The following is a 19,237-nucleotide window of genomic DNA, read 5'->3' on the forward strand; positions in this document are numbered from 1 at the left end:
ATATCACCAAGGATTGTTTTTCTCGCAAAATTTTTCCTGCGAGATACGGAAAGGAATCAAAACTGACCAACCTAGGTCGGTTTCGAATCATAAATATAAAGGACAAGACGCACAGAGCGTACCTAAGACAGCCAAGATCTGTCTGGGATTCTTGCGTCGACATTGAACTGGAAGGATGTATCTATGGTAGATAGAGAGCAAAATTCACAGGGTCTGTACACTCCGGAGCTGGAGCATGACGCTTGTGGTATCGGTTTTGTTGCTCACCTTAAAAACCGTAAATCTCATGAAGTAGTGACTCAAGCACTAGATATGCTGGCTCGCATGGAACACCGTGGTGGTCAAGGCTGTGACCCATGTAGCGGTGATGGCGCAGGTATCTTGCTACAGAAACCTCATGAATTCCTATTAGAAGAAGCCGTTAAGCTAGGCATTAAACTGCCTTCGTTTGAAAAGTATGGTGTTGGTGTCGTTCTTTTCCCGAAAGACGAATACAAACGCGAACAATGCCGTGACATTCTAGAACGTAACGCACAGCGTCTAGATCTTGAAGTTATCGGCTACCGAGTACTGCCAACCGACAACTCAATGATCGGTGCAGACCCTCTAAGCACAGAGCCTCAGTTTGAGCATGTGTTTATCTCTGGTGGCCCTGGCATCACACCTGAAGAGCTAGAGCGCAAACTGTACGTACTTCGTAACTACACTGTACGTGTTTGCCTAGAAAGCGTTTCTAACATTGGTGACGACTTCTACATTAACTCAATGTCTTACAAGACATTGGTGTACAAAGGTCAATTAACGACCGAGCAAGTACCTCAGTACTTCCTTGATCTGCAAAACCCGACCATGGTGACCGCACTGGCACTGGTACACTCTCGTTTCTCTACCAACACCTTCCCGAAATGGCGTCTTGCACAGCCTTTCCGTTACATTGCCCACAACGGTGAAATCAATACAGTTCGCGGTAACTTGAACTGGATGAAAGCCCGTGAAGCAATCCTAGAATCAGACCTGTTTACTCAGGCTGAAATCGAAATGCTTCTTCCAATCTGTCAGGAAGGTAGCTCGGATTCATCTAACTTTGACATGGCACTTGAGCTCCTAGTTCTTTCTGGTCGCAGCCTGCCACATGCATTGATGATGATGATTCCGGAAGCATGGCAAGAAAACAAAAACATGGATCCTAAACGTCGCGCGTTCTATCAGTACCACGCGAACATCATGGAACCATGGGATGGTCCAGCTTCAGTATGTTTTACTGATGGTGTTCAAGTTGGTGCGACACTAGACCGTAACGGTCTGCGCCCTTCTCGCTACACAGTGACTAAAGACAACTTCCTTGTAATGGCATCTGAATCTGGTGTTGTGGATATTGAACCAGAGAACGTAGAGTTCCGCGGTCGTCTACAACCAGGTCGTATCTTCGTTGCAGATCTAGAGCAAGGTCGCATCATCTCTGATGAAGAAGTGAAAGACACCATCGCAACGGCACAGCCTTACGAGAAGTGGGTAGAAGAAAACCTGCTGAGCTTGAAGAAGCTGCCAGATGCGAGCAACCAGTTCAGCCAACCTTCTCCAGAGCGTTTGTTGCATCGTCAGCAAGCTTTCGGTGTGAGCACTGAAGAAGTGAACGAAATCATCGTTCCAATGGCGAATGACGCGAAAGAGCCATTGTCAGCAATGGGTGCCGACTGGCCTCTTGCGGTTCTATCTCATCAGTCTCAACATCTTTCAAACTACTTCAAGCAGCTGTTTGCACAGGTAACTAACCCACCGATCGACCCGATCCGTGAGCGTATGGTTATGTCGCTGAACACTTACTTGGGTAAAGACCAAAACCTTCTGACTGAAACACCACTTCACTGTCAGAAAGTAGAATTGGAATCACCTGTTCTGGCGAACTCTGAGCTTGAAAAGCTGCGTGCGATCGATAACGAGCACCTACAAGCGAAGACTTTGGATATCGTATTCCAAGCCAATGAAGATCAAGGCAAGCTTGAGCGTGCACTAAAACGTATCTGCCAATACGCAGAAGACGCGGTTATCGATGGCTACTCAATCATCCTACTCACTGACCGTGCAGTAAACTCAAACCACGCGGCGATTCCAGCAATGCTAGCAGTTGGCGCAGTGCACCACCACTTGATCCGTAAAGGTCTACGTGCGAAGTGTGACATTGTGGTTGAAACCGGTGACGCGCGTGAAACACACCACTTTGCAACGCTACTTGGTTACGGTGCAAACGCGGTTAACCCATACCTAGTAATCGAAACCATCATTGAGCTTCAACGTACGAAGAAGTTGGATCCAGAAGCGAACCCTCGCGATCTGTTCAACAACTACCGTAAAGCAATCAATGGCGGTCTTCTGAAGATCTTCTCGAAGATGGGTATCTCTACGCTACAGTCGTACCATGGTGCGCAAATCTTCGAAGCGTTGGGCATCCACAAGTCAGTGGTCGACAAATACTTCACAGGTACCGTTTCTCGCATCCAAGGTCTCACCCTTGATGATATCGCCAAAGAAGTGCTGATCCGTCATCGCATCGGTTACCCGCAACGCGAAATCCCGATTCAAATGCTGGATGTTGGTGGTGTTTACCAATGGAAACAACGCGGTGAGAAGCACCTATTCAACCCAGAAACTATTTCTCTACTGCAAGAGTCTACACGCAACAAGAACTACGATCAGTTCAAGCAGTACGCGACAGCCGTAGATAAGCAAGGTGACAACGCGGTAACCCTGCGTAGCCAACTTGAGTTTATTAAGAATCCAGCAGGTTCTATCTCTATCGACGAAGTCGAGCCAATTGAGAGCATCGTGAAACGCTTCGCGACAGGTGCAATGTCATTCGGTTCTATTTCTTACGAAGCACACTCCACACTGGCTGTTGCGATGAACCGTCTTGGCGCGAAATCGAACTCTGGTGAAGGTGGTGAAGACCCAATGCGTTTCGAGCGTAAAGAGAACGGCGATTGGGAGCGCTCTGCAATCAAGCAGGTGGCTTCTGGTCGTTTCGGCGTAACCTCTTACTACCTAACTAACGCTGAAGAGCTGCAAATCAAAATGGCTCAAGGTGCGAAGCCAGGTGAAGGTGGTCAGCTACCAGGCGATAAAGTAGATGACTGGATCGGTGCAACACGTCACTCGACTCCGGGCGTTGGCCTTATCTCACCACCACCACACCACGATATCTATTCAATCGAAGATTTGGCTCAGCTTATCTACGACTTGAAGAACGCGAACCGCGCGGGCCGTGTAAACGTGAAGCTGGTATCGGAAGCTGGCGTAGGTACGATCGCTTCTGGTGTAGCGAAAGCGAAAGCGGACGTTGTACTAATCGCAGGTTTTGACGGCGGTACTGGTGCCTCACCAATGTCTTCAATCCGTCATACCGGTCTTCCTTGGGAACTTGGTTTGGCAGAAACGCACCAAACGCTACTGAAGAACGGCCTACGTAACCGTATCGTGGTTCAAGCAGATGGTCAGATGAAGACACCTCGTGACCTTGCAGTGGCAACACTACTTGGTGCAGAAGAATGGGGCGTGGCAACCGCAGCCTTGGTGGTTGAAGGTTGTATAATGATGCGTAAGTGTCATAAGAATACCTGTCCTGTTGGTATCGCGACTCAAAACAAGACCCTCCGCGAGCGCTTTGATGGTCGCGTTGAAGACGTCGTAACCTTCTTCCAATACATGGCACAAGGTCTGCGTGACATCATGGCTGAACTTGGCTTCCGCACTATCGATGAGATGGTCGGTCAAGGTCAGAAGCTGAAGATTCGCCAAGACGTTTCTCACTGGAAATACAAGAACCTAGATCTGTCTCCTGTTCTTCACGTTGAGCAACCACGTGAAGCTGATGGTGTATTCAACCAAGCTCAGCAGAACCACAATCTAGAAGAAGTGCTAGACCGCAAGCTGATTCAAGCAGCGATTCCTGCACTCGAGAAAGGCGAAGCGGTGAATGCCGAGTTCCCTATCGTCAACACAGACCGCTCTGCAGGTACCATGCTGTCGAACGAAATCTCGAAAGTGTACAAAGATGCCGGTCTACCTCAACCAATGAACGTGAAGTTCAAAGGTTCTGCAGGTCAGTCATTCGGCGCATTCCTAGCTAAGGGCGTGAAGTTCGAAGTAGAAGGCGATGCGAACGACTACTGGGGTAAAGGCTTATCTGGCGGTACCTTAGTACTTTATCCAGATGCGAAATCAAGCATTGTCGCGGAAGACAACATCGTGGTTGGTAACGTGTGTTTCTACGGTGCAACTTCGGGTGAGTCTTTCATTCGCGGTATGGCTGGTGAACGTTTCTGTGTTCGTAACTCAGGCGCGAAAGTAGTAGTAGAAGGCGTCGGTGACCACGGTTGTGAATACATGACTGGCGGTGCAGCAATTATCCTTGGTTCAACAGGTCGTAACTTTGCCGCAGGTATGAGTGGCGGCGTGGCTTACGTATGGGATAAATCAGGCGACTTTGAGTCAAAACTGAACCCAGAGCTAGTAGACCTAGATCCAATCGAGCAAGAAGACAGAGATCTATTACTCGACATGCTAACTAAGCATGTTCAATTCACAGGAAGTGAAGTCGCTCAGTCTTTCCTAGACAACTTTGAAGCAAGCCTAGCCTCTATGGTTAAGGTAATGCCGCGTGACTACAAAGCGGTTCTTCAAAAGCGTAAAGCTGAAGCACAGTCTCAAGGAAACGAAACTCAAGCGGAGGCCGTATAATGGGCAAGCCTACTGGATTTTTAGAGCATGGTCGTGAACTACCACAGAAGATCGATCCAGCTGAACGTATCAAGAACAACAAAGAATTCGTTCTGAACGAGGAGTTTGGTGACAAGATCAATACTCAAGCTTCTCGTTGTATGGATTGTGGTGTGCCGTTTTGTCATAACGGCTGCCCTATCGGTAACATCATCCCAGAGTTTAACGATGCGGTTTATCGTGATAGCTGGGAAGAAGCATGGAACATTCTAAGCTCAACCAATAACTTCCCAGAATTTACTGGTCGTGTTTGTCCTGCTCCATGTGAAAGTGCTTGTGTTCTTGGTATCAACCAAGATCCAATCACTATCTGTAATATCGAGAAAACCATCGTAGAAACGGCGTATCGTGAAGGGTACGCCAAACCAAAAACACCGCGTTCTCGCACTGGTAAAACAGTCGCGATCATTGGTTCGGGTCCTGCTGGCCTTGCGGCTGCTGAGCAGCTAAACAGCGCTGGTCATACTGTGACGGTATTCGAACGAGACGAGAAAGTGGGTGGCCTACTACGTTTTGGTATTCCTGATTTCAAGCTGGGCATGGATGTCATTGATCGCAAGATCAACCTGATGGCAGAAGCTGGCATTGAATTCAAAGTAAACCAACATATCGGTGTCGACGTAAACGCTCAACAGCTTCGTCAAGAATACGATGTTGTGCTTCTTACTGGTGGCTCAACCGTTCCACGTGATCTTCCAGTTCCTGGGCGCGAGCTAAATGGTGTTTACTTTGCCATGCAGTTCCTTGGTCAAAACAACCGTCGTGCAAATAACATGGACCTAAAAACGGAAGAAATTCACGCAAAAGGTAAACATGTGGTTGTCATCGGTGGCGGTGATACGGGTTCTGACTGTGTAGGTACATCAAACCGTCACGGTGCAGCAAGCATTACTCAGGTTGAGATCATGCCGATTCCGCCAGAAAAACGCCCAGCAAACATGCCGTGGCCACAGTATCCAATGATCATGCGTACTTCGACGTCTCATGAAGAAGGCGTTGATCGTCACTGGAATATCCTAACCAAAGAGTTCATCGGCAATGACAAAGGTGAAGTGACTGGTCTGCGTATTGCCGATATCGTTTGGCAAGATGCAAAACCTGGCGAGCGTCCAAGCTTCAAAGAAGTAGAAGGCAGTGAGCGTGTGATCCCATGTGATATGGCATTTCTTGCTATGGGCTTCCTGCATCCGGAACCAACTGGTGTTCTTGCTCAACTGGACATCGCACTAGATGATCGCGGTAACGTAGCAACCCAAGATTTTGCTACTAACCAAGAAGGCGTATTTGCGGCTGGTGATATGCGTACAGGCCAATCTCTGGTTGTTCGTTGTATCAATGAAGGCCGTGAATCAGCTCGTGCCATCGATGATTATTTGATGGGTGGCACAAACCTAGAAGCGAAAGCAGATTCATTAATGCTTTCAGCTTAAAGGGAGTGCTCTCGCTTCCTCTTTTTAAGTCATAAATCCAGCCATCAGTAGTATCGATGGCTGGTGATAAGAAAAGAAAACAGTTCCTTCCAATCTTTTTATTTTGACCAGCATTTTGTGCTGGTCTTTTTTATGCCTCACAGAATCAAATGTTACTTTTTTGTAACAATCAAATTCCTATCTAGCTGAATTTATTGAAATATTTTAGCCAATTAAATGGTAAATCGCATATTCACGTGATGATTCACTAATAACTTGACCTTTTTTACAATAAGCTATAGGTTGTGAAGTCGATGAAAATAAAACAACCATTTTTTGTTAAGATAATTGACGATTTTTATTGAATAAATATACATAAAACCATAAAAGTGACGCATAGTTAGTCATCATTATCAACTTGAGCAGTGTTGATATATCTGTCGGACGACAGATAAGCAAAGGGAGAATTGCAATGGCTCTTTATGATCCAAGTCTTGAGAAAGACAACTGTGGATTTGGCTTAATCGCTCACATGGAAGGGGAGCAAAGTCACAAGCTGGTTCGAACAGCAATTTCTGCACTTGATCGCATGACCCACCGTGGTGGTATCGCCGCTGACGGCAAAACTGGTGATGGTTGTGGTCTTCTACTACAAAAACCCGATTCCTACTTACGCCTGATCGCTGAAGAAAACGGCTTTAATCTAGGCAAACAATATGCCGTGGGCATGATTTTTTTCAATCAAGACCCTGTTAAAGCTCAACAAGCAAAAGACATCGTAAACAAAGAACTCGCCCAAGAAACTTTAACGATTGCAGGCTGGCGCGACGTCCCAACCAATTCAGAGGTTCTCGGCCCAATTGCTGCCGACTCACTTCCGAATATTCAGCAAGTCTTTATTTCTGCACCGGCAGGCTGGCGCGAGCGTGATATTGAACGCCGCCTTTACATTGCACGCCGTCGTATCGAGAAACAAATCACTGAAGATCCAGATTTCTACATCTGTAGCTTGTCGACACAAGTTCTGGTGTACAAAGGCTTGTGCATGCCTGCGGACTTACCGCGCTTCTATCTTGATCTTGCTGATCTACGCATGGAATCCGCTATCTGCCTGTTCCACCAGCGTTTTTCTACCAACACTCAACCGCGTTGGCCACTGGCTCAGCCATTCCGCTATCTTGCACATAACGGTGAGATCAACACCATCGAAGGGAATCGCCAATGGGCTAGAGCACGAGCTTATAAGTTCTCTTCCCCACTGCTGCCCGATTTACAAACGGCTGCACCTTTTGTCAACGAGACAGGCTCAGACTCTTCCAGCCTAGATAATATGTTGGATCTGTTCCTTTCTGGCGGGATGGATATCTTCCGTGCAATGCGCATGCTTGTGCCACCAGCATGGCAAAACCACCCAGACATGGACCCAGACCTGCGTGCTTTTTATGATTTCAACTCAAAGCATATGGAGCCATGGGATGGCCCAGCAGGGATCGTACTATCAGATGGTCGTTACGCAGCATGTAACCTAGACCGCAACGGTCTACGTCCTGCGCGCTACGTGATTACTAAAGACAAATTCATTACCTTGGCTTCTGAAGTGGGGATTTGGAATTACGCACCAGATGAAGTCGCCGAAAAAGGCCGAGTTGGTCCGGGTGAGCTATTAGTTGTCGACACACGCAAAGGCAAGTTGTGGCAATCAAGTGAAATCGATAATGACCTGAAATCTCGCCATCCTTATCGTGAATGGATGGAAAATAACGTTCGCAAACTGACGCCATTTTCTCAGCTACCTGAAGATCAAGTCGGTGAACGCAGCTTTGATGAAGACGTACTTAGGACCTATCAAAAGCAATTCGCCATGAGCAATGAAGAAGTCGATCAAGTACTTCGAGTGCTCGGCGATATGGGCCAAGAAGCTGTTGGCTCTATGGGTGATGACACCCCGATGGCCGTCCTTTCTTCCAAAGAGCGTTTGGTAACGGATTATTTCCGTCAGAAGTTTGCTCAGGTAACTAACCCGCCAATCGATCCACTGCGTGAAAAGCACGTGATGTCACTGGCAACCAGTATTGGTCAGGAGATGAACGTCTTCTGTGAAACCGATGGCCACGCGTACCGAGTCACCTTCGATTCGCCAGTATTACTTTACTCAGACATGCAACAATTACTGGAGCTTGGTGACGATCATTACCGTAATACCATTCTCGATATCAACTACGATCCACAGCAGAAAGATCTAAAGCAAGCCATCAATGAATTGTGTGATCAAGCCGAACACGTTGTCCGTGAAGGCACCGTTTTGGTTGTGCTTTCCGATCGAGCTTTAGTCAAAGGCAAACTGCCTATCCCTGCGGCTATGGCCGTCGGTGCGATACAAACTCGCTTGATTGATGCAAATTTGCGTTGTGACGCCAATATTGTGGTTGAAACTGCCACAGCGCGCGACCCGCATCAATTTGCTGTCTTGCTTGGCTTTGGTGCAACGGCCGTTTATCCATATCTAGCCTATGAGGCGTTGGGTAAACTGATTGACGATGGTGCGCTTGATAAAGACTATCGCGATGTGATGCAAAACTACCAATACGGCATCAATAAAGGTCTGTACAAGATCATGTCGAAGATGGGGATTTCCACCATTGCATCGTACCGTTGTTCACAACTGTTTGAAGCGGTTGGTTTAAGCCAAGAATTAGTCGATTTGTGTTTTAAAGGCGTGACGACTCGTATTGAAGGGGCAAGCTTCGAAGACTTCCAACAAGACTTGTATAACCTGTCTCGCAAAGCATGGGCGAAGCGCAAAACCATCGACCATGGTGGACTATTAAAATATGTCCATGATGGTGAATATCATGCCTACAACCCTGACGTAGTAAGCACACTGCAAACCGCTGTGAAATCGGGAGAAAGTAACGATTACCAGAGCTTTGCTAAGCAGGTGAACCAACGCCCTGTTGCTATGCTTCGTGACCTTATGTCACTGAAGAAATCAGATTCACCGCTACCTTTAGAGCAAATTGAGCCTAATACAGAACTCTTCAAACGCTTTGATTCTGCAGCGATGTCCATTGGCGCACTCAGCCCCGAAGCACACGAAGCACTAGCGATGGCGATGAACCGTCTCGGCGGCCACTCAAACTCGGGTGAAGGTGGTGAAGATCCACGCCGCTTCGGCACAGAGCGTAACTCACGCATCAAGCAAATCGCATCGGGACGATTTGGTGTCACGCCTCACTACCTCACCAATGCAGACGTACTGCAAATCAAGGTGGCACAAGGTGCGAAGCCGGGTGAAGGTGGCCAGTTACCGGGACACAAAGTCACCGCAGAAATCGCAAAACTGCGTTATTCGGTACAAGGGGTGACTCTGATCTCCCCTCCTCCGCACCACGATATTTATTCGATTGAAGATTTGGCCCAGCTGATCTTCGACCTAAAGCAGGTCAATCCAAATGCACTAGTTTCGGTGAAATTAGTATCTGAACCAGGCGTCGGCACCATCGCAACAGGTGTAGCGAAAGCTTACGCAGATCTCATTACCATTTCGGGTTACGACGGCGGTACCGCAGCAAGCCCTTTAACTTCCGTGAAATACGCAGGTAGCCCTTGGGAGTTGGGATTGGCAGAGACACAACAAGCACTGGTTGCTAATGGTCTGCGCCACAAGATCCGACTACAAGTAGATGGTGGTCTAAAAACTGGTCTAGACGTGGTGAAAGCGGCGATTCTCGGTGCAGAAAGCTTCGGTTTTGGTACTGCGCCAATGGTGGCAATGGGTTGTAAGTTCCTACGTATTTGTCACCTCAACAACTGTGCTACTGGAGTCGCGACTCAAGACGAAACGCTGCGTAAAGAGTACTTCAAAGGTCTACCGGAAATGGTGATGAACTACTTCATCGGTCTGGCGGACGAAGTGCGAGGATTGCTCGCTGAACTTGGTGTTGAAAAACTGACTGACTTGATTGGTCGCACGGATTTGTTGGAAACCGTTGAAGGTCTGACAGCGAAACAAACCAAGCTAGATCTGTCGAATATCCTTGAGGCGCCAGTCTCTCCAGAAGGACACCCTCTTTACTGGACACGGCCAAATACACCATTTGATAAAGCAGAGCTAAACAACAAGATCATTGAAGACGCGCTGCAAGCGGTTGAGAAACGTCAATCTGCCAGCTTCTTCTACAACGTGATCAACACCGACCGTTCTGTGGGTGCTCGCCTATCTGGTGAAATCGCTCAGCGTTACGGCAACCAAGGCATGGCGGCAACGCCAATCAAACTGCACTTGGATGGCACCGCTGGTCAGTCATTTGGCGTTTGGAACGCAGGTGGCGTAGAGCTTTACCTCACTGGCGATGCAAACGACTACGTAGGTAAAGGCATGGCTGGCGGTAAGGTGGTTATCAAACCTCACCTTGGCACTACATTTAAGTGTAATGAGGCGACCATCATTGGTAACACCTGTCTGTACGGTGCAACCGGCGGTAAACTGTTTGCGGCAGGTAAAGCAGGTGAGCGTTTCGGCGTACGTAACTCAGGTACGATTGCCGTCATTGAAGGTGCTGGCGATAACGCTTGTGAGTACATGACTGGCGGTATTGTCGCCATTCTTGGCGCGACAGGCGTGAACTTTGGCGCAGGCATGACTGGCGGTTTTGCTTACGTATTAGATGAGAACCAAGACTTCCAAGGTCGCGTGAACAACGAATCGGTTGAAGCGATTTCTCTGTCGGATCTCTACATCCATCAAGAGCACTTACGTGGTCTGATTGCCGAACATCTTGAAGAAACCGGCTCTAGCCACGCAGAAGATATCTTGGCGAACTTTGATGAATGGATTCCAAAGTTCTACTTGGTGAAACCACAAGCGGCGGACTTACGCACGCTACTTGGTCACCAGAGTCGCAGTGCCGCAGAACTGCGCGTTCAAGCCCAATAATCATGGAGGATGTTTGAATCATGAGTCAGAACGTTTATCAATTTATCGATGTTCAACGCGTAGATCCTGCGAAGAAGCCTATAAAAGTTCGTAAGATCGAGTTCGTTGAAATCTATGAACCATTTACCAAACAACAAGCGACTGCACAGGCGGATCGCTGCTTGGATTGTGGTAACCCATATTGTGAATGGAAGTGCCCTGTCCACAACTACATCCCGCAATGGCTAAAGTTAGCCAATGAAGGTCGTATCCTTGAGGCCGTTGAACTGTCGCACCAAACCAACAGCCTACCTGAAGTTTGTGGTCGAGTGTGTCCGCAAGATCGTCTGTGTGAGGGCTCTTGTACTCTCAATGAGGACTTTGGCGCTGTCACCATAGGTAACGTTGAAAAATACATTACCGACAAAGCCTTCGAAATGGGCTGGAAGCCTGACATGTCCAAGGTGGAGTGGACCGATAAAAGGGTTGCCATCATTGGTGCAGGACCAGCAGGCTTGGCTGCCGCTGATATCCTAGTCCGCAATGGCGTGAAACCTGTCGTATTTGACCGCTATCCTGAAATTGGAGGTCTACTGACCTTCGGTATCCCTTCATTCAAGCTTGAAAAAGGCGTGATGGAAAATCGTCGTCGCGTCTTCACCGAGATGGGCGTTGAGTTCCAGATGAATGTGGAAGTAGGCAAAGATGTACAAATGCAAGAGCTGCTTAATGAGTACGATGCTGTCTTTTTGGGTGTTGGTACTTACAAGTACATGCGTGCGGGACTAGAAAATGAGGGTGCGCCGGGCGTTTACGATGCTCTGCCATTCTTGATTTCAAATACGTACAAGGTCATGGGCTTGGAGCACGACAAACCATTTATCGACATGGCAAAGCAACGCGTAGTGGTACTCGGTGGTGGTGATACCGCGATGGACTGTGTTCGTACCTCTATCCGCCAAGGCGCGTCAAACGTTGTATGTGCTTACCGTCGTGATGAAGCCAATATGCCTGGTTCTCGCCGCGAGGTGAAAAACGCCAAGGAAGAAGGTGTGAAGTTCATGTTCAACCTTCAGCCTTTAGGAATTGAAGTGGATGCGTCAGGCAAAGTCTCAGGGGTCAAAGTGGTGAAAACCGCACTTGGTGAACCTGATGACGCAGGTCGCCGACGTCCAGAACCAGTTGAAGGCAGCGAGCACGTTCTACCAGCAGACGTCGTTATCATGGCGTTTGGCTTCCAACCACACAAAATGGATTGGTTAGCTCCGTTTGATGTCGAGTTGGACCAATGGGGCCGTATCAAAGCTCCTGCGAAACAAGAGTTCCAATTCCAGACCAGCAACAAAAAGATCTTCGCTGGTGGCGATGCGGTACGAGGCTCAGATCTGGTAGTAACCGCGATTGATGAAGGTCGAAAAGCCGCAGAAGGTATTCTCGATTACCTTGAAGTTTAATCACTGTTAACGTCTCAAAAAGGATCCTACTATTGGATCCTTTTTTCTTTTATTACATATAATTAAATTCCTAAGATAAGGGATAGAACCAATGAAAAAAGCCGCTCTCCTTTCCATTACTTTACTCGGCTTAACCGCTTGTAGCCAAGGAGTCACAACCATGACGGATCGTTCTCAATCACCTTGTGGTGACAAACCCAACTGCGTCTCCACCCAAGACACGCGTGAAGAATACAACCTAACACCATTCACCCTAACCGAATCCACGAACATCGATGCAATTGAGCAAGTGGCGCTTGAACTGCCAGGCGCGAAGACAGCCGTTAAAGAAGGCAATTACCTACGTATCGAATGCACATCTAAAATCATGCGCTTTGTGGACGATTTAGAGCTTAAGATCGAAGGCGACCAGCTTATTGTTCGTTCGGAATCTCGCGTTGGCTATTCAGACTTTGGCGTGAACCGTAAGCGTGCCGAACAATTACGTTCACTGTTGGCGAATGCTGAGTTAATCAAATAACGACCACATATTGGTGCAGAGTGATATACTCTCGCCAACTTAAATTTTTATCGAAAGAGAGTGTTATGAAAGTTGGTATCATCGGTGCGATGGAACAAGAAGTCACCATCCTGAAAGAAGCTATGACAAACTGCCAAACAGTGAGCAAAGCAGGTTGTACGTTTTTCTCTGGTCAGATTAACGACGTTGATGTGGTACTGCTTCAATCTGGCATCGGTAAAGTAGCGGCAGCAGTAGGTACAACTATTCTGCTAGACGAGTACCAACCAGATGTGGTTATCAACACTGGCTCTGCAGGTGGCTTCGATTCAAGCCTAAACCTAGGCGACGTTGTTATCTCAACAGAAGTTCGTCACCACGATGCAGACGTAACCGCGTTTGGCTACGAAATGGGTCAAATGGCAGGCCAACCAGCAGCATTCAAAGCGGATGAGAAGCTAATGGACCTTGCTGAAAAAGCACTGGCTCAAATGGAAAACACTCACGCAGTTCGCGGCCTGATCTGTACTGGTGATGCGTTTGTTTGCACGGCAGAACGCCAAGAGTTTATCCGTAAACACTTCCCTTCAGTTATCGCTGTAGAAATGGAAGCATCTGCTATCGCTCAAACTTGCCATCAGTTCAACACACCGTTTGTTGTTGTTCGTGCTATCTCTGACGTAGCAGACAAAGAATCACCAATGAGCTTCGAAGAGTTCCTACCGCTAGCAGCGAAAAGCTCTTCAGAAATGGTATGCAAAATGTTGGAACTGACTAAGTAAGTCCCCAGAATTTCATGGAAGAAATATTTCAACAGCTCTATGCCAATGGTGCGCTCCTCGTCATGTGGGGCGCATTACTATTTCATTTATTAATCCCCATTCCTCACGCTGCTCATCCTTTGACTTTGTGGCATAAATTCGCAGAACAACTGGCGAACAAAGTTAATAACAACCACAACTACTCACAAAGCATTATCTCTGGCGGGCTCGCACTGCTTCTTATGCTCGTACCCTGCTTGATATTACTGCTCGCTATGAAGCCCTTAGTTTGGCAAGCGCCCTTATTTGAGCTGGCATTACTGCTTATTGCTCTCGACTGGCGAAACAACGAGTCACTTGCTAAACAACTCGTCACCGCAATGTCGAATGAGAACAAAGTGCAGTGCCGAGCGTTACTCAAGCCTTACCTTAATCGAGATACCGAGAGCTTATCACTGCTTGGTATTGGTAAAGCAGGTGCAGAGACCATTATCATGGGTTACGGACGTAACGTTGTGTGTGTGTTGTTTTGGTATGGATTGACTGGTGGAATTGGCGCGTTAATGTATCGCCTAACGGCAGAGCTCGCTCGTGCTTGGTCCCCAAGTCGCCGTCAGTATTCACCTTTTGGTAAGCCAGCTATTCAGCTAACGGCTGCATTGGAGATCGTTCCTTTGCGCTTATTTGCCGTGTTCATTAGCATGGGTAAAAACCTATCGAGTGTTTCGACTGCCATGCTTCAACAAGCGAAATCTTGGCCGCTTCCTGGACCTGCATGGTTGTTGTGCTCGATTGGTAACAAGCTTCAATTGTCACTTGGCGGCCCAGCGCTGTACCAAGGTCAACGAGCTGAACGAGCGAAAATTGGTGGTCGTATAGCGCCATCTGCTATTCATTTAGCACAAATCCAAACCCTCATTGTATGGCGTATTTTTGCTTGGGTCGTTATCCAAAGCCTGATTCTCGGACTCATTTATCAAGGACTATGATGAACAAACTTTGCTTTGCTCTTCCTCTTATCTTTTCTGCCGCTTCTTTTGCCAATGAACCAGCGCAACGCGTCATCAGCCTGGCACCACACTCAACAGAAATCGCCTATGCTGCAGGTCTTGGTGACAAACTGATTGCCGTCAGTGAAATGAGTGACTACCCAGAGCAAGCTAAAGATTTAGAGAAAGTATCAAACTATCAAGGCATCAAGTTAGAGCGCATCATTGCCCTTCAACCCGATTTAGTTATCGCTTGGCCAGCAGGTAATCCAGCCAAAGAACTTGAAAAGCTCAAGCAGTTTGACATTCCCATCTACTACTCAACCACTGGAACGTTAGAAGACATCGCTACGAACATTGAACAACTTAGCCAGTACAGTGAGAAGCCGGAAGTTGGGCAAAAAGCCGCCGCAGAATTCCGCGCGCAGCTAGAAGCATTAAAAGAAAAATACAATACCGAGGATAAAGTCAGTTACTTCTATCAATTAAGTGAGAAGCCGATCATCACCGTTGCGGGCAAGAACTGGCCAAGTGAAGTTTTCACCTTCTGCGGTGGTGAAAATATCTTTGCCAAAGGCGGAGCCCCTTACCCACAAGTCAGCATCGAGCAAGTGATTACTCGCCAACCCGAAGTCCTGTTTACCTCTCGCCATGCCATGAGTAATGATGGCATGTGGGCTGAATGGAAAAACGACATCCCAGCATTAAAGAACAACCACGTTTGGTCACTCAATTCCGACTGGATCAACCGCCCAACCCCAAGAACCTTAAACGCGATCACAGAGGTGTGTGAACACTTTGAAACCGTTCGGCAAAAACGCTAACGTTTTCGTTGGAAATCCCGTACAATTTCCGTCCCATTTCTGTTCCCCCACAATTTGTTTAAAAGGTACCAAGTAACATGGACTCCATGCTGCTTTATATGATCGATTTATTCGGTACTGCTGTCTTTGCGGTTTCTGGCGTTTTACTCGCAGGCCGATTAAAGATGGATCCTTTCGGTGTGATCGTACTCGGTAGTGTGACAGCTATTGGCGGCGGCACTATTCGTGATATGGCGCTTGGCGCAACCCCGGTCTTCTGGATCACTGACACCACTTATCTTTGGGTAATTTTCATCACTTGTTTACTCACGATGATTCTCATTCGTCGCCCTAAGCGCTTGCCTTGGTGGGTTCTACCTGTCTGTGACGCAATTGGTTTGGCGGTATTCGTCGGTATCGGTGTCGAGAAAGCTCTCGCCTACAACGCTTCTGGCATGGTAGCGGTGATCATGGGCGTTATCACTGGTTGCGGTGGCGGCATTATCCGTGATGTGCTGGCTCGCGAGGTACCCATGGTATTACGAAGTGAAGTCTATGCGACCGCATGTATTATTGGCGGCATCTTCCACACCATGGCTCTAAGCATGGGGTATGATCACTCTGTCGCTTTACTCGCAGGTGTCATCTCAACGTTGATTATTCGCCTTGGTGCGATTCGCTGGCACTTGTCACTGCCAACCTTTGCTATCAATCGTTGATCGATACGAATGAATTTACGCAAAAGAGCCGACTGAAATGTCGGCTCTTTTTGTTTGTAAAATCACCTGTCGCTTCTCATCTCAAGCTTGGCTATATTAGGCCTATTATTCCCAACATTCATGGATAGACATGTTACTGGAAGGTATCGAAACACTGTTAGTGTTAAGCAAAGCGAAAACAATGAGTCGCACTGGGAGTTTGTTGTATATCAGCCAATCTGCGGTGAGTAAACGTATCGCTAACCTAGAGAAAAAGCTGGGAAAGAAGCTAGTAGAACCCTCGGGGAGAACCATTAAACTCACACCTGATGGCATGGCTTTGATCGAGAATATTGGTCCATCTTTTAACGAATTACGTGGCCTTATCTATGAACAACAAGAGCTAGAGGACACATCATTAATCACCCTCGATAGCTCAAAGTCACTTATTGCGGGTTATCTTGGAAAAACTATTGGTGATTACCTCAAGCAAGATCAGTACTTAACCATAACCACCAACCACAGCCCTAGAATCGTTGAGCGAGTTCAATCTGGTAAAGCGACCATTGGGCTTTGCGCTGGTTTGCTTCCACCACATCATGGCTTGATGGCTTTCCACTTATGTGATGAACCTTTTTTCCTCGTTAGTGATCAACAACTGAATGAACTTCCGAAAAAAGTCATCACAAATGATTTAACTAACCCGTCCAATAGCTACCAACTGCCAGCATTAGAGAAAATCGGCATTATGCCGTTGATGGAAATGGATGCCTATACTGCAGCAGCCCAACTCGCACTTGGAGGGGCAGCGCCAGCATTAATACCGTTATCGATCGTTAGAGCGTTAAAGATCCCTGACCATAACTGCTTCATGTTCGAACAACTGGCATCTTTAATTCGACCGATTCATATCTGCGTTAGACAAAACGTGTACCAGTCACCAAGAGTTAGAACAGTGATAGAAACCATTGGTGATGTTGTTGCCAAAGAAGTTTTGTCGCCATCAACATAGACATGGTAATCACTAAAGGTCGAATCCATTTTTGACCTTTGGTGACGACAACTTTGGCACCAAGTTGAGCACCAATAAAGCCACCTACAGCCATGGTCAGACCGATTTCCCACACAGGCAAACCAGCAAGAATAAAGAACAGCAGAGCCGCGATATTTGAGGTGAAGTTGAGAATCTTAGTACGAGCGGTCGCATCAACCAAAGAGAAGTGACCAAGTGCGACAAAGCAAAGCGCAAAGATAGAGCCAGTACCTGGACCAAAAAAGCCATCGTAAAAGCCCACGCCGCCACCAACGCACAAAGCGAACATCGCTTCAGAAAGCTTTGGTTCTCCTTCAGCTGTTTTATTAGTTGAAGAGAGCAAAAAATAGAGTGAAATCGCAATCAGCAATATAGGGATAAGGCTAGTGAGTATACCTGCATCGATAAACTGCACAGCCTCTGCCCCAATAGCAGAGCCAATAAAGGTACATAGAATCGCTAGGCGCATCTCTTTAAGGCTAACAATGCCATTACGCACAAAGTACCAACTAGCAGAGAAGCTTCCGAATGAACTTTGGAGTTTGTTCGTCGCCAATGCCTGAGTTGGGCTAAGCCCCGCTGCCAGTAGAGCTGGCAATGTTAATAGACCACCACCACCAGCCATGGCATCAATAAATCCTGCTGCTGATGCGACAAAAAACAATGCAATTAACATCTCGAAAGTGATTTCCACTCGTGCGTCCTTGTAAATATTTGTAACCAGATGAGGCAACGATAGCATTGCCTTACAAACGCACAAAAGGAAACTCAAGATACCAACCTATTCCAGATTTTCATCAATAAGAGCACAGTTAGCAAAAGCAACTCAAAAACACGAATGAAAAAATGAAGTTTAGAGTACCATCGCAAAAACAATCCCAAACTTGAGAAGACGAACCGAAGCAAAGGTATAAAACTAGATGCTTAACATTGTTCTATATCATCATTCTTTAGAAACAACGAATGCAGGATGCAAACCAACTAATGAGTAGTTACCCACTAAAACACAGTAACAGTCGAAGTACAGATTTATTCAATAGCGCTTATCCTCTAAGTGAGAGAAAAAGAAGTGACAAAGAAGTCGTTATTTTTTCTTTAGATAGTTTCGATGTCATAGTTAAACATTACATCAAAGACAAAATAAGGCTAACTCGTTGGGAAAACATTAAATCAACGTTTGAAAACTCAGCTGGATATTTTGCTACAGGACAAGACCTAGTATTCATATCTACCTTAGCAAATTACTTGTACGGGAATAATAGTACGATAGTTGTCAAGAACTACTCTGGAGCACCGCATATTATAGTTACAGGCTCGCCAGCTATCAAAGTCAAGATAAAAGGAGTTGCTAAATTATTACCTACACCAACAGTTGCAAAATTTGCAGTTGGGCCTGAAGCTGCTCTTAAATCGATAAAAAGTGGTGGTGTTATCACGATAATCCTTTTGAGCTCATACAGAGTTGTTGATTACTTCTTAGGTGATAAGCAAACCCTTTCTAAGCTATTAGGAACTATAGCGAGCGATATTATTAAGGTTGGACTTTCATCAGCTGCTGCTGCCATATTTGTTAATTTTGCAGCTTCTGTTGCTGGTGTAACTGTGACTTTAAGTGCTGGACCTATTCTTGCAGCCATTGTAATAAGTAGCGCTGTTGGCCTTTATCTAAATAAGGAAGATAAGGATAAAGGCTTAACTCAAAAGCTAATTCGTTCTATTGACAGCTATATAGAGAGCATAAAGAGCGACATAGAAGAAGAACACAACGAAACTATCAGAAGAGCTCATTCAATGGTATTTTCTCAGAACATGAGCAAAGGGCTACTGTGATGACGCATGGTAACTACGATAGAAAACAAGCATTATTCTACTTGATATTCTTAATCATATCATCAACCTCTCT

Annotated in this window: 12 protein-coding genes; 11 read left to right on the forward strand and 1 reads right to left on the reverse strand. The window is 46.7% G+C overall.

Annotated elements, in window-relative coordinates; translation table 11 throughout:
* The first annotated feature begins 183 nt into the window (after positions 1 to 183).
* The 10 genes from gltB (BCT11_RS16215) to BCT11_RS16260 all read left to right on the forward strand — a co-directional run bounded on the left by gltB (BCT11_RS16215) (position 184) and on the right by BCT11_RS16260 (position 17,313).
* On the forward strand, positions 184 to 4,734 hold the full coding sequence (gene gltB, locus BCT11_RS16215) for a glutamate synthase large subunit (RefSeq protein WP_102388748.1): 4,551 nt from the start codon (positions 184 to 186) through the stop codon (positions 4,732 to 4,734).
* Entirely contained in the window at positions 4,734 to 6,203 is a 1,470-nt protein-coding gene (locus BCT11_RS16220) for a glutamate synthase subunit beta (RefSeq protein WP_102388749.1), read from the forward strand. Before gltB (BCT11_RS16215) ends, BCT11_RS16220 begins: the two co-directional genes overlap by 1 nt.
* 451 nt (positions 6,204 to 6,654) lie before the next feature.
* Positions 6,655 to 11,118, forward strand: coding sequence for a glutamate synthase large subunit (gltB, locus tag BCT11_RS16225; RefSeq protein WP_102388750.1), 4,464 nt, complete (start codon positions 6,655 to 6,657; stop codon positions 11,116 to 11,118).
* 20 nt (positions 11,119 to 11,138) lie between these two features.
* A complete protein-coding gene (locus BCT11_RS16230; RefSeq protein ID WP_039974748.1) occupies positions 11,139 to 12,551 on the forward strand; it encodes an FAD-dependent oxidoreductase in 1,413 nt (470 codons plus the stop codon).
* A gap of 91 nt (positions 12,552 to 12,642) precedes the next feature.
* Positions 12,643 to 13,071: a DUF1499 domain-containing protein gene (locus tag BCT11_RS16235; protein ID WP_038878196.1), complete on the forward strand. Its 429-nt coding sequence runs from the start codon at positions 12,643 to 12,645 to the stop codon at positions 13,069 to 13,071.
* A gap of 65 nt (positions 13,072 to 13,136) precedes the next feature.
* A complete protein-coding gene (gene mtnN / locus BCT11_RS16240; protein WP_005436177.1) occupies positions 13,137 to 13,832 on the forward strand; it encodes a 5'-methylthioadenosine/S-adenosylhomocysteine nucleosidase in 696 nt (231 codons plus the stop codon).
* A 14-nt stretch (positions 13,833 to 13,846) separates the two neighbouring features.
* The gene (locus tag BCT11_RS16245) at positions 13,847 to 14,800 is read left to right on the forward strand and encodes a cobalamin biosynthesis family protein (protein WP_102388751.1); all 954 of its coding nucleotides are present in this window, start codon (positions 13,847 to 13,849) and stop codon (positions 14,798 to 14,800) included.
* Complete coding sequence (gene btuF, locus BCT11_RS16250; protein WP_198593957.1) at positions 14,800 to 15,624, forward strand: vitamin B12 ABC transporter substrate-binding protein BtuF; 825 nt, start codon at positions 14,800 to 14,802, stop codon at positions 15,622 to 15,624. Before BCT11_RS16245 ends, btuF begins: the two co-directional genes overlap by 1 nt.
* 77 nt (positions 15,625 to 15,701) lie before the next feature.
* Complete coding sequence (locus BCT11_RS16255; RefSeq protein ID WP_038866298.1) at positions 15,702 to 16,322, forward strand: TRIC cation channel family protein; 621 nt, start codon at positions 15,702 to 15,704, stop codon at positions 16,320 to 16,322.
* 130 nt (positions 16,323 to 16,452) lie between these two features.
* Positions 16,453 to 17,313 carry a LysR family transcriptional regulator gene (locus tag BCT11_RS16260; protein WP_102388753.1) on the forward strand — a complete coding sequence of 287 codons (861 nt, stop codon included), beginning with the start codon at positions 16,453 to 16,455 and terminating at the stop codon, positions 17,311 to 17,313.
* Here BCT11_RS16260 and BCT11_RS16265 read toward each other — a convergent pair.
* On the reverse strand, positions 17,249 to 18,028 hold the full coding sequence (locus BCT11_RS16265) for a TSUP family transporter (RefSeq protein WP_102388754.1): 780 nt from the start codon (positions 18,026 to 18,028) through the stop codon (positions 17,249 to 17,251). The genes BCT11_RS16260 and BCT11_RS16265 overlap by 65 nt on opposite strands.
* Positions 18,029 to 18,297: 269 nt before the next feature.
* On the opposite strand from BCT11_RS16265, the gene BCT11_RS16270 reads away from it, so the two are divergent.
* Positions 18,298 to 19,164, forward strand: a complete 867-nt coding sequence (locus BCT11_RS16270) for a hypothetical protein (RefSeq protein WP_241909026.1) — start codon at positions 18,298 to 18,300, stop codon at positions 19,162 to 19,164.
* The last annotated feature ends 73 nt before the right edge of the window (positions 19,165 to 19,237 follow it).

It is taken from the genome of Vibrio sp. 10N.222.52.B12 (assembly GCF_002875385.1).
Taxonomy (GTDB): Bacteria; Pseudomonadota; Gammaproteobacteria; order Enterobacterales; family Vibrionaceae; genus Vibrio; species Vibrio jasicida.

Bases quoted from the DNA above. Each gene is read 5' to 3' on its own strand.
- BCT11_RS16245 (WP_102388751.1), top strand. From the start codon at position 13,847: ATGGAAGAAATATTTCAACAGCTCTATGCCAATGGTGCGCTCCTCGTC.
- gltB (WP_102388748.1), top strand. From the start codon at position 184: ATGGTAGATAGAGAGCAAAATTCACAGGGTCTGTACACTCCGGAGCTG.
- BCT11_RS16220 (WP_102388749.1), top strand. From the start codon at position 4,734: ATGGGCAAGCCTACTGGATTTTTAGAGCATGGTCGTGAACTACCACAG.
- gltB (WP_102388750.1), top strand. From the start codon at position 6,655: ATGGCTCTTTATGATCCAAGTCTTGAGAAAGACAACTGTGGATTTGGC.
- mtnN (WP_005436177.1), top strand. From the start codon at position 13,137: ATGAAAGTTGGTATCATCGGTGCGATGGAACAAGAAGTCACCATCCTG.
- BCT11_RS16235 (WP_038878196.1), top strand. From the start codon at position 12,643: ATGAAAAAAGCCGCTCTCCTTTCCATTACTTTACTCGGCTTAACCGCT.
- BCT11_RS16255 (WP_038866298.1), top strand. From the start codon at position 15,702: ATGGACTCCATGCTGCTTTATATGATCGATTTATTCGGTACTGCTGTC.
- BCT11_RS16230 (WP_039974748.1), top strand. From the start codon at position 11,139: ATGAGTCAGAACGTTTATCAATTTATCGATGTTCAACGCGTAGATCCT.
- BCT11_RS16270 (WP_241909026.1), top strand. From the start codon at position 18,298: ATGCAGGATGCAAACCAACTAATGAGTAGTTACCCACTAAAACACAGT.
- BCT11_RS16260 (WP_102388753.1), top strand. From the start codon at position 16,453: ATGTTACTGGAAGGTATCGAAACACTGTTAGTGTTAAGCAAAGCGAAA.
- btuF (WP_198593957.1), top strand. From the start codon at position 14,800: ATGAACAAACTTTGCTTTGCTCTTCCTCTTATCTTTTCTGCCGCTTCT.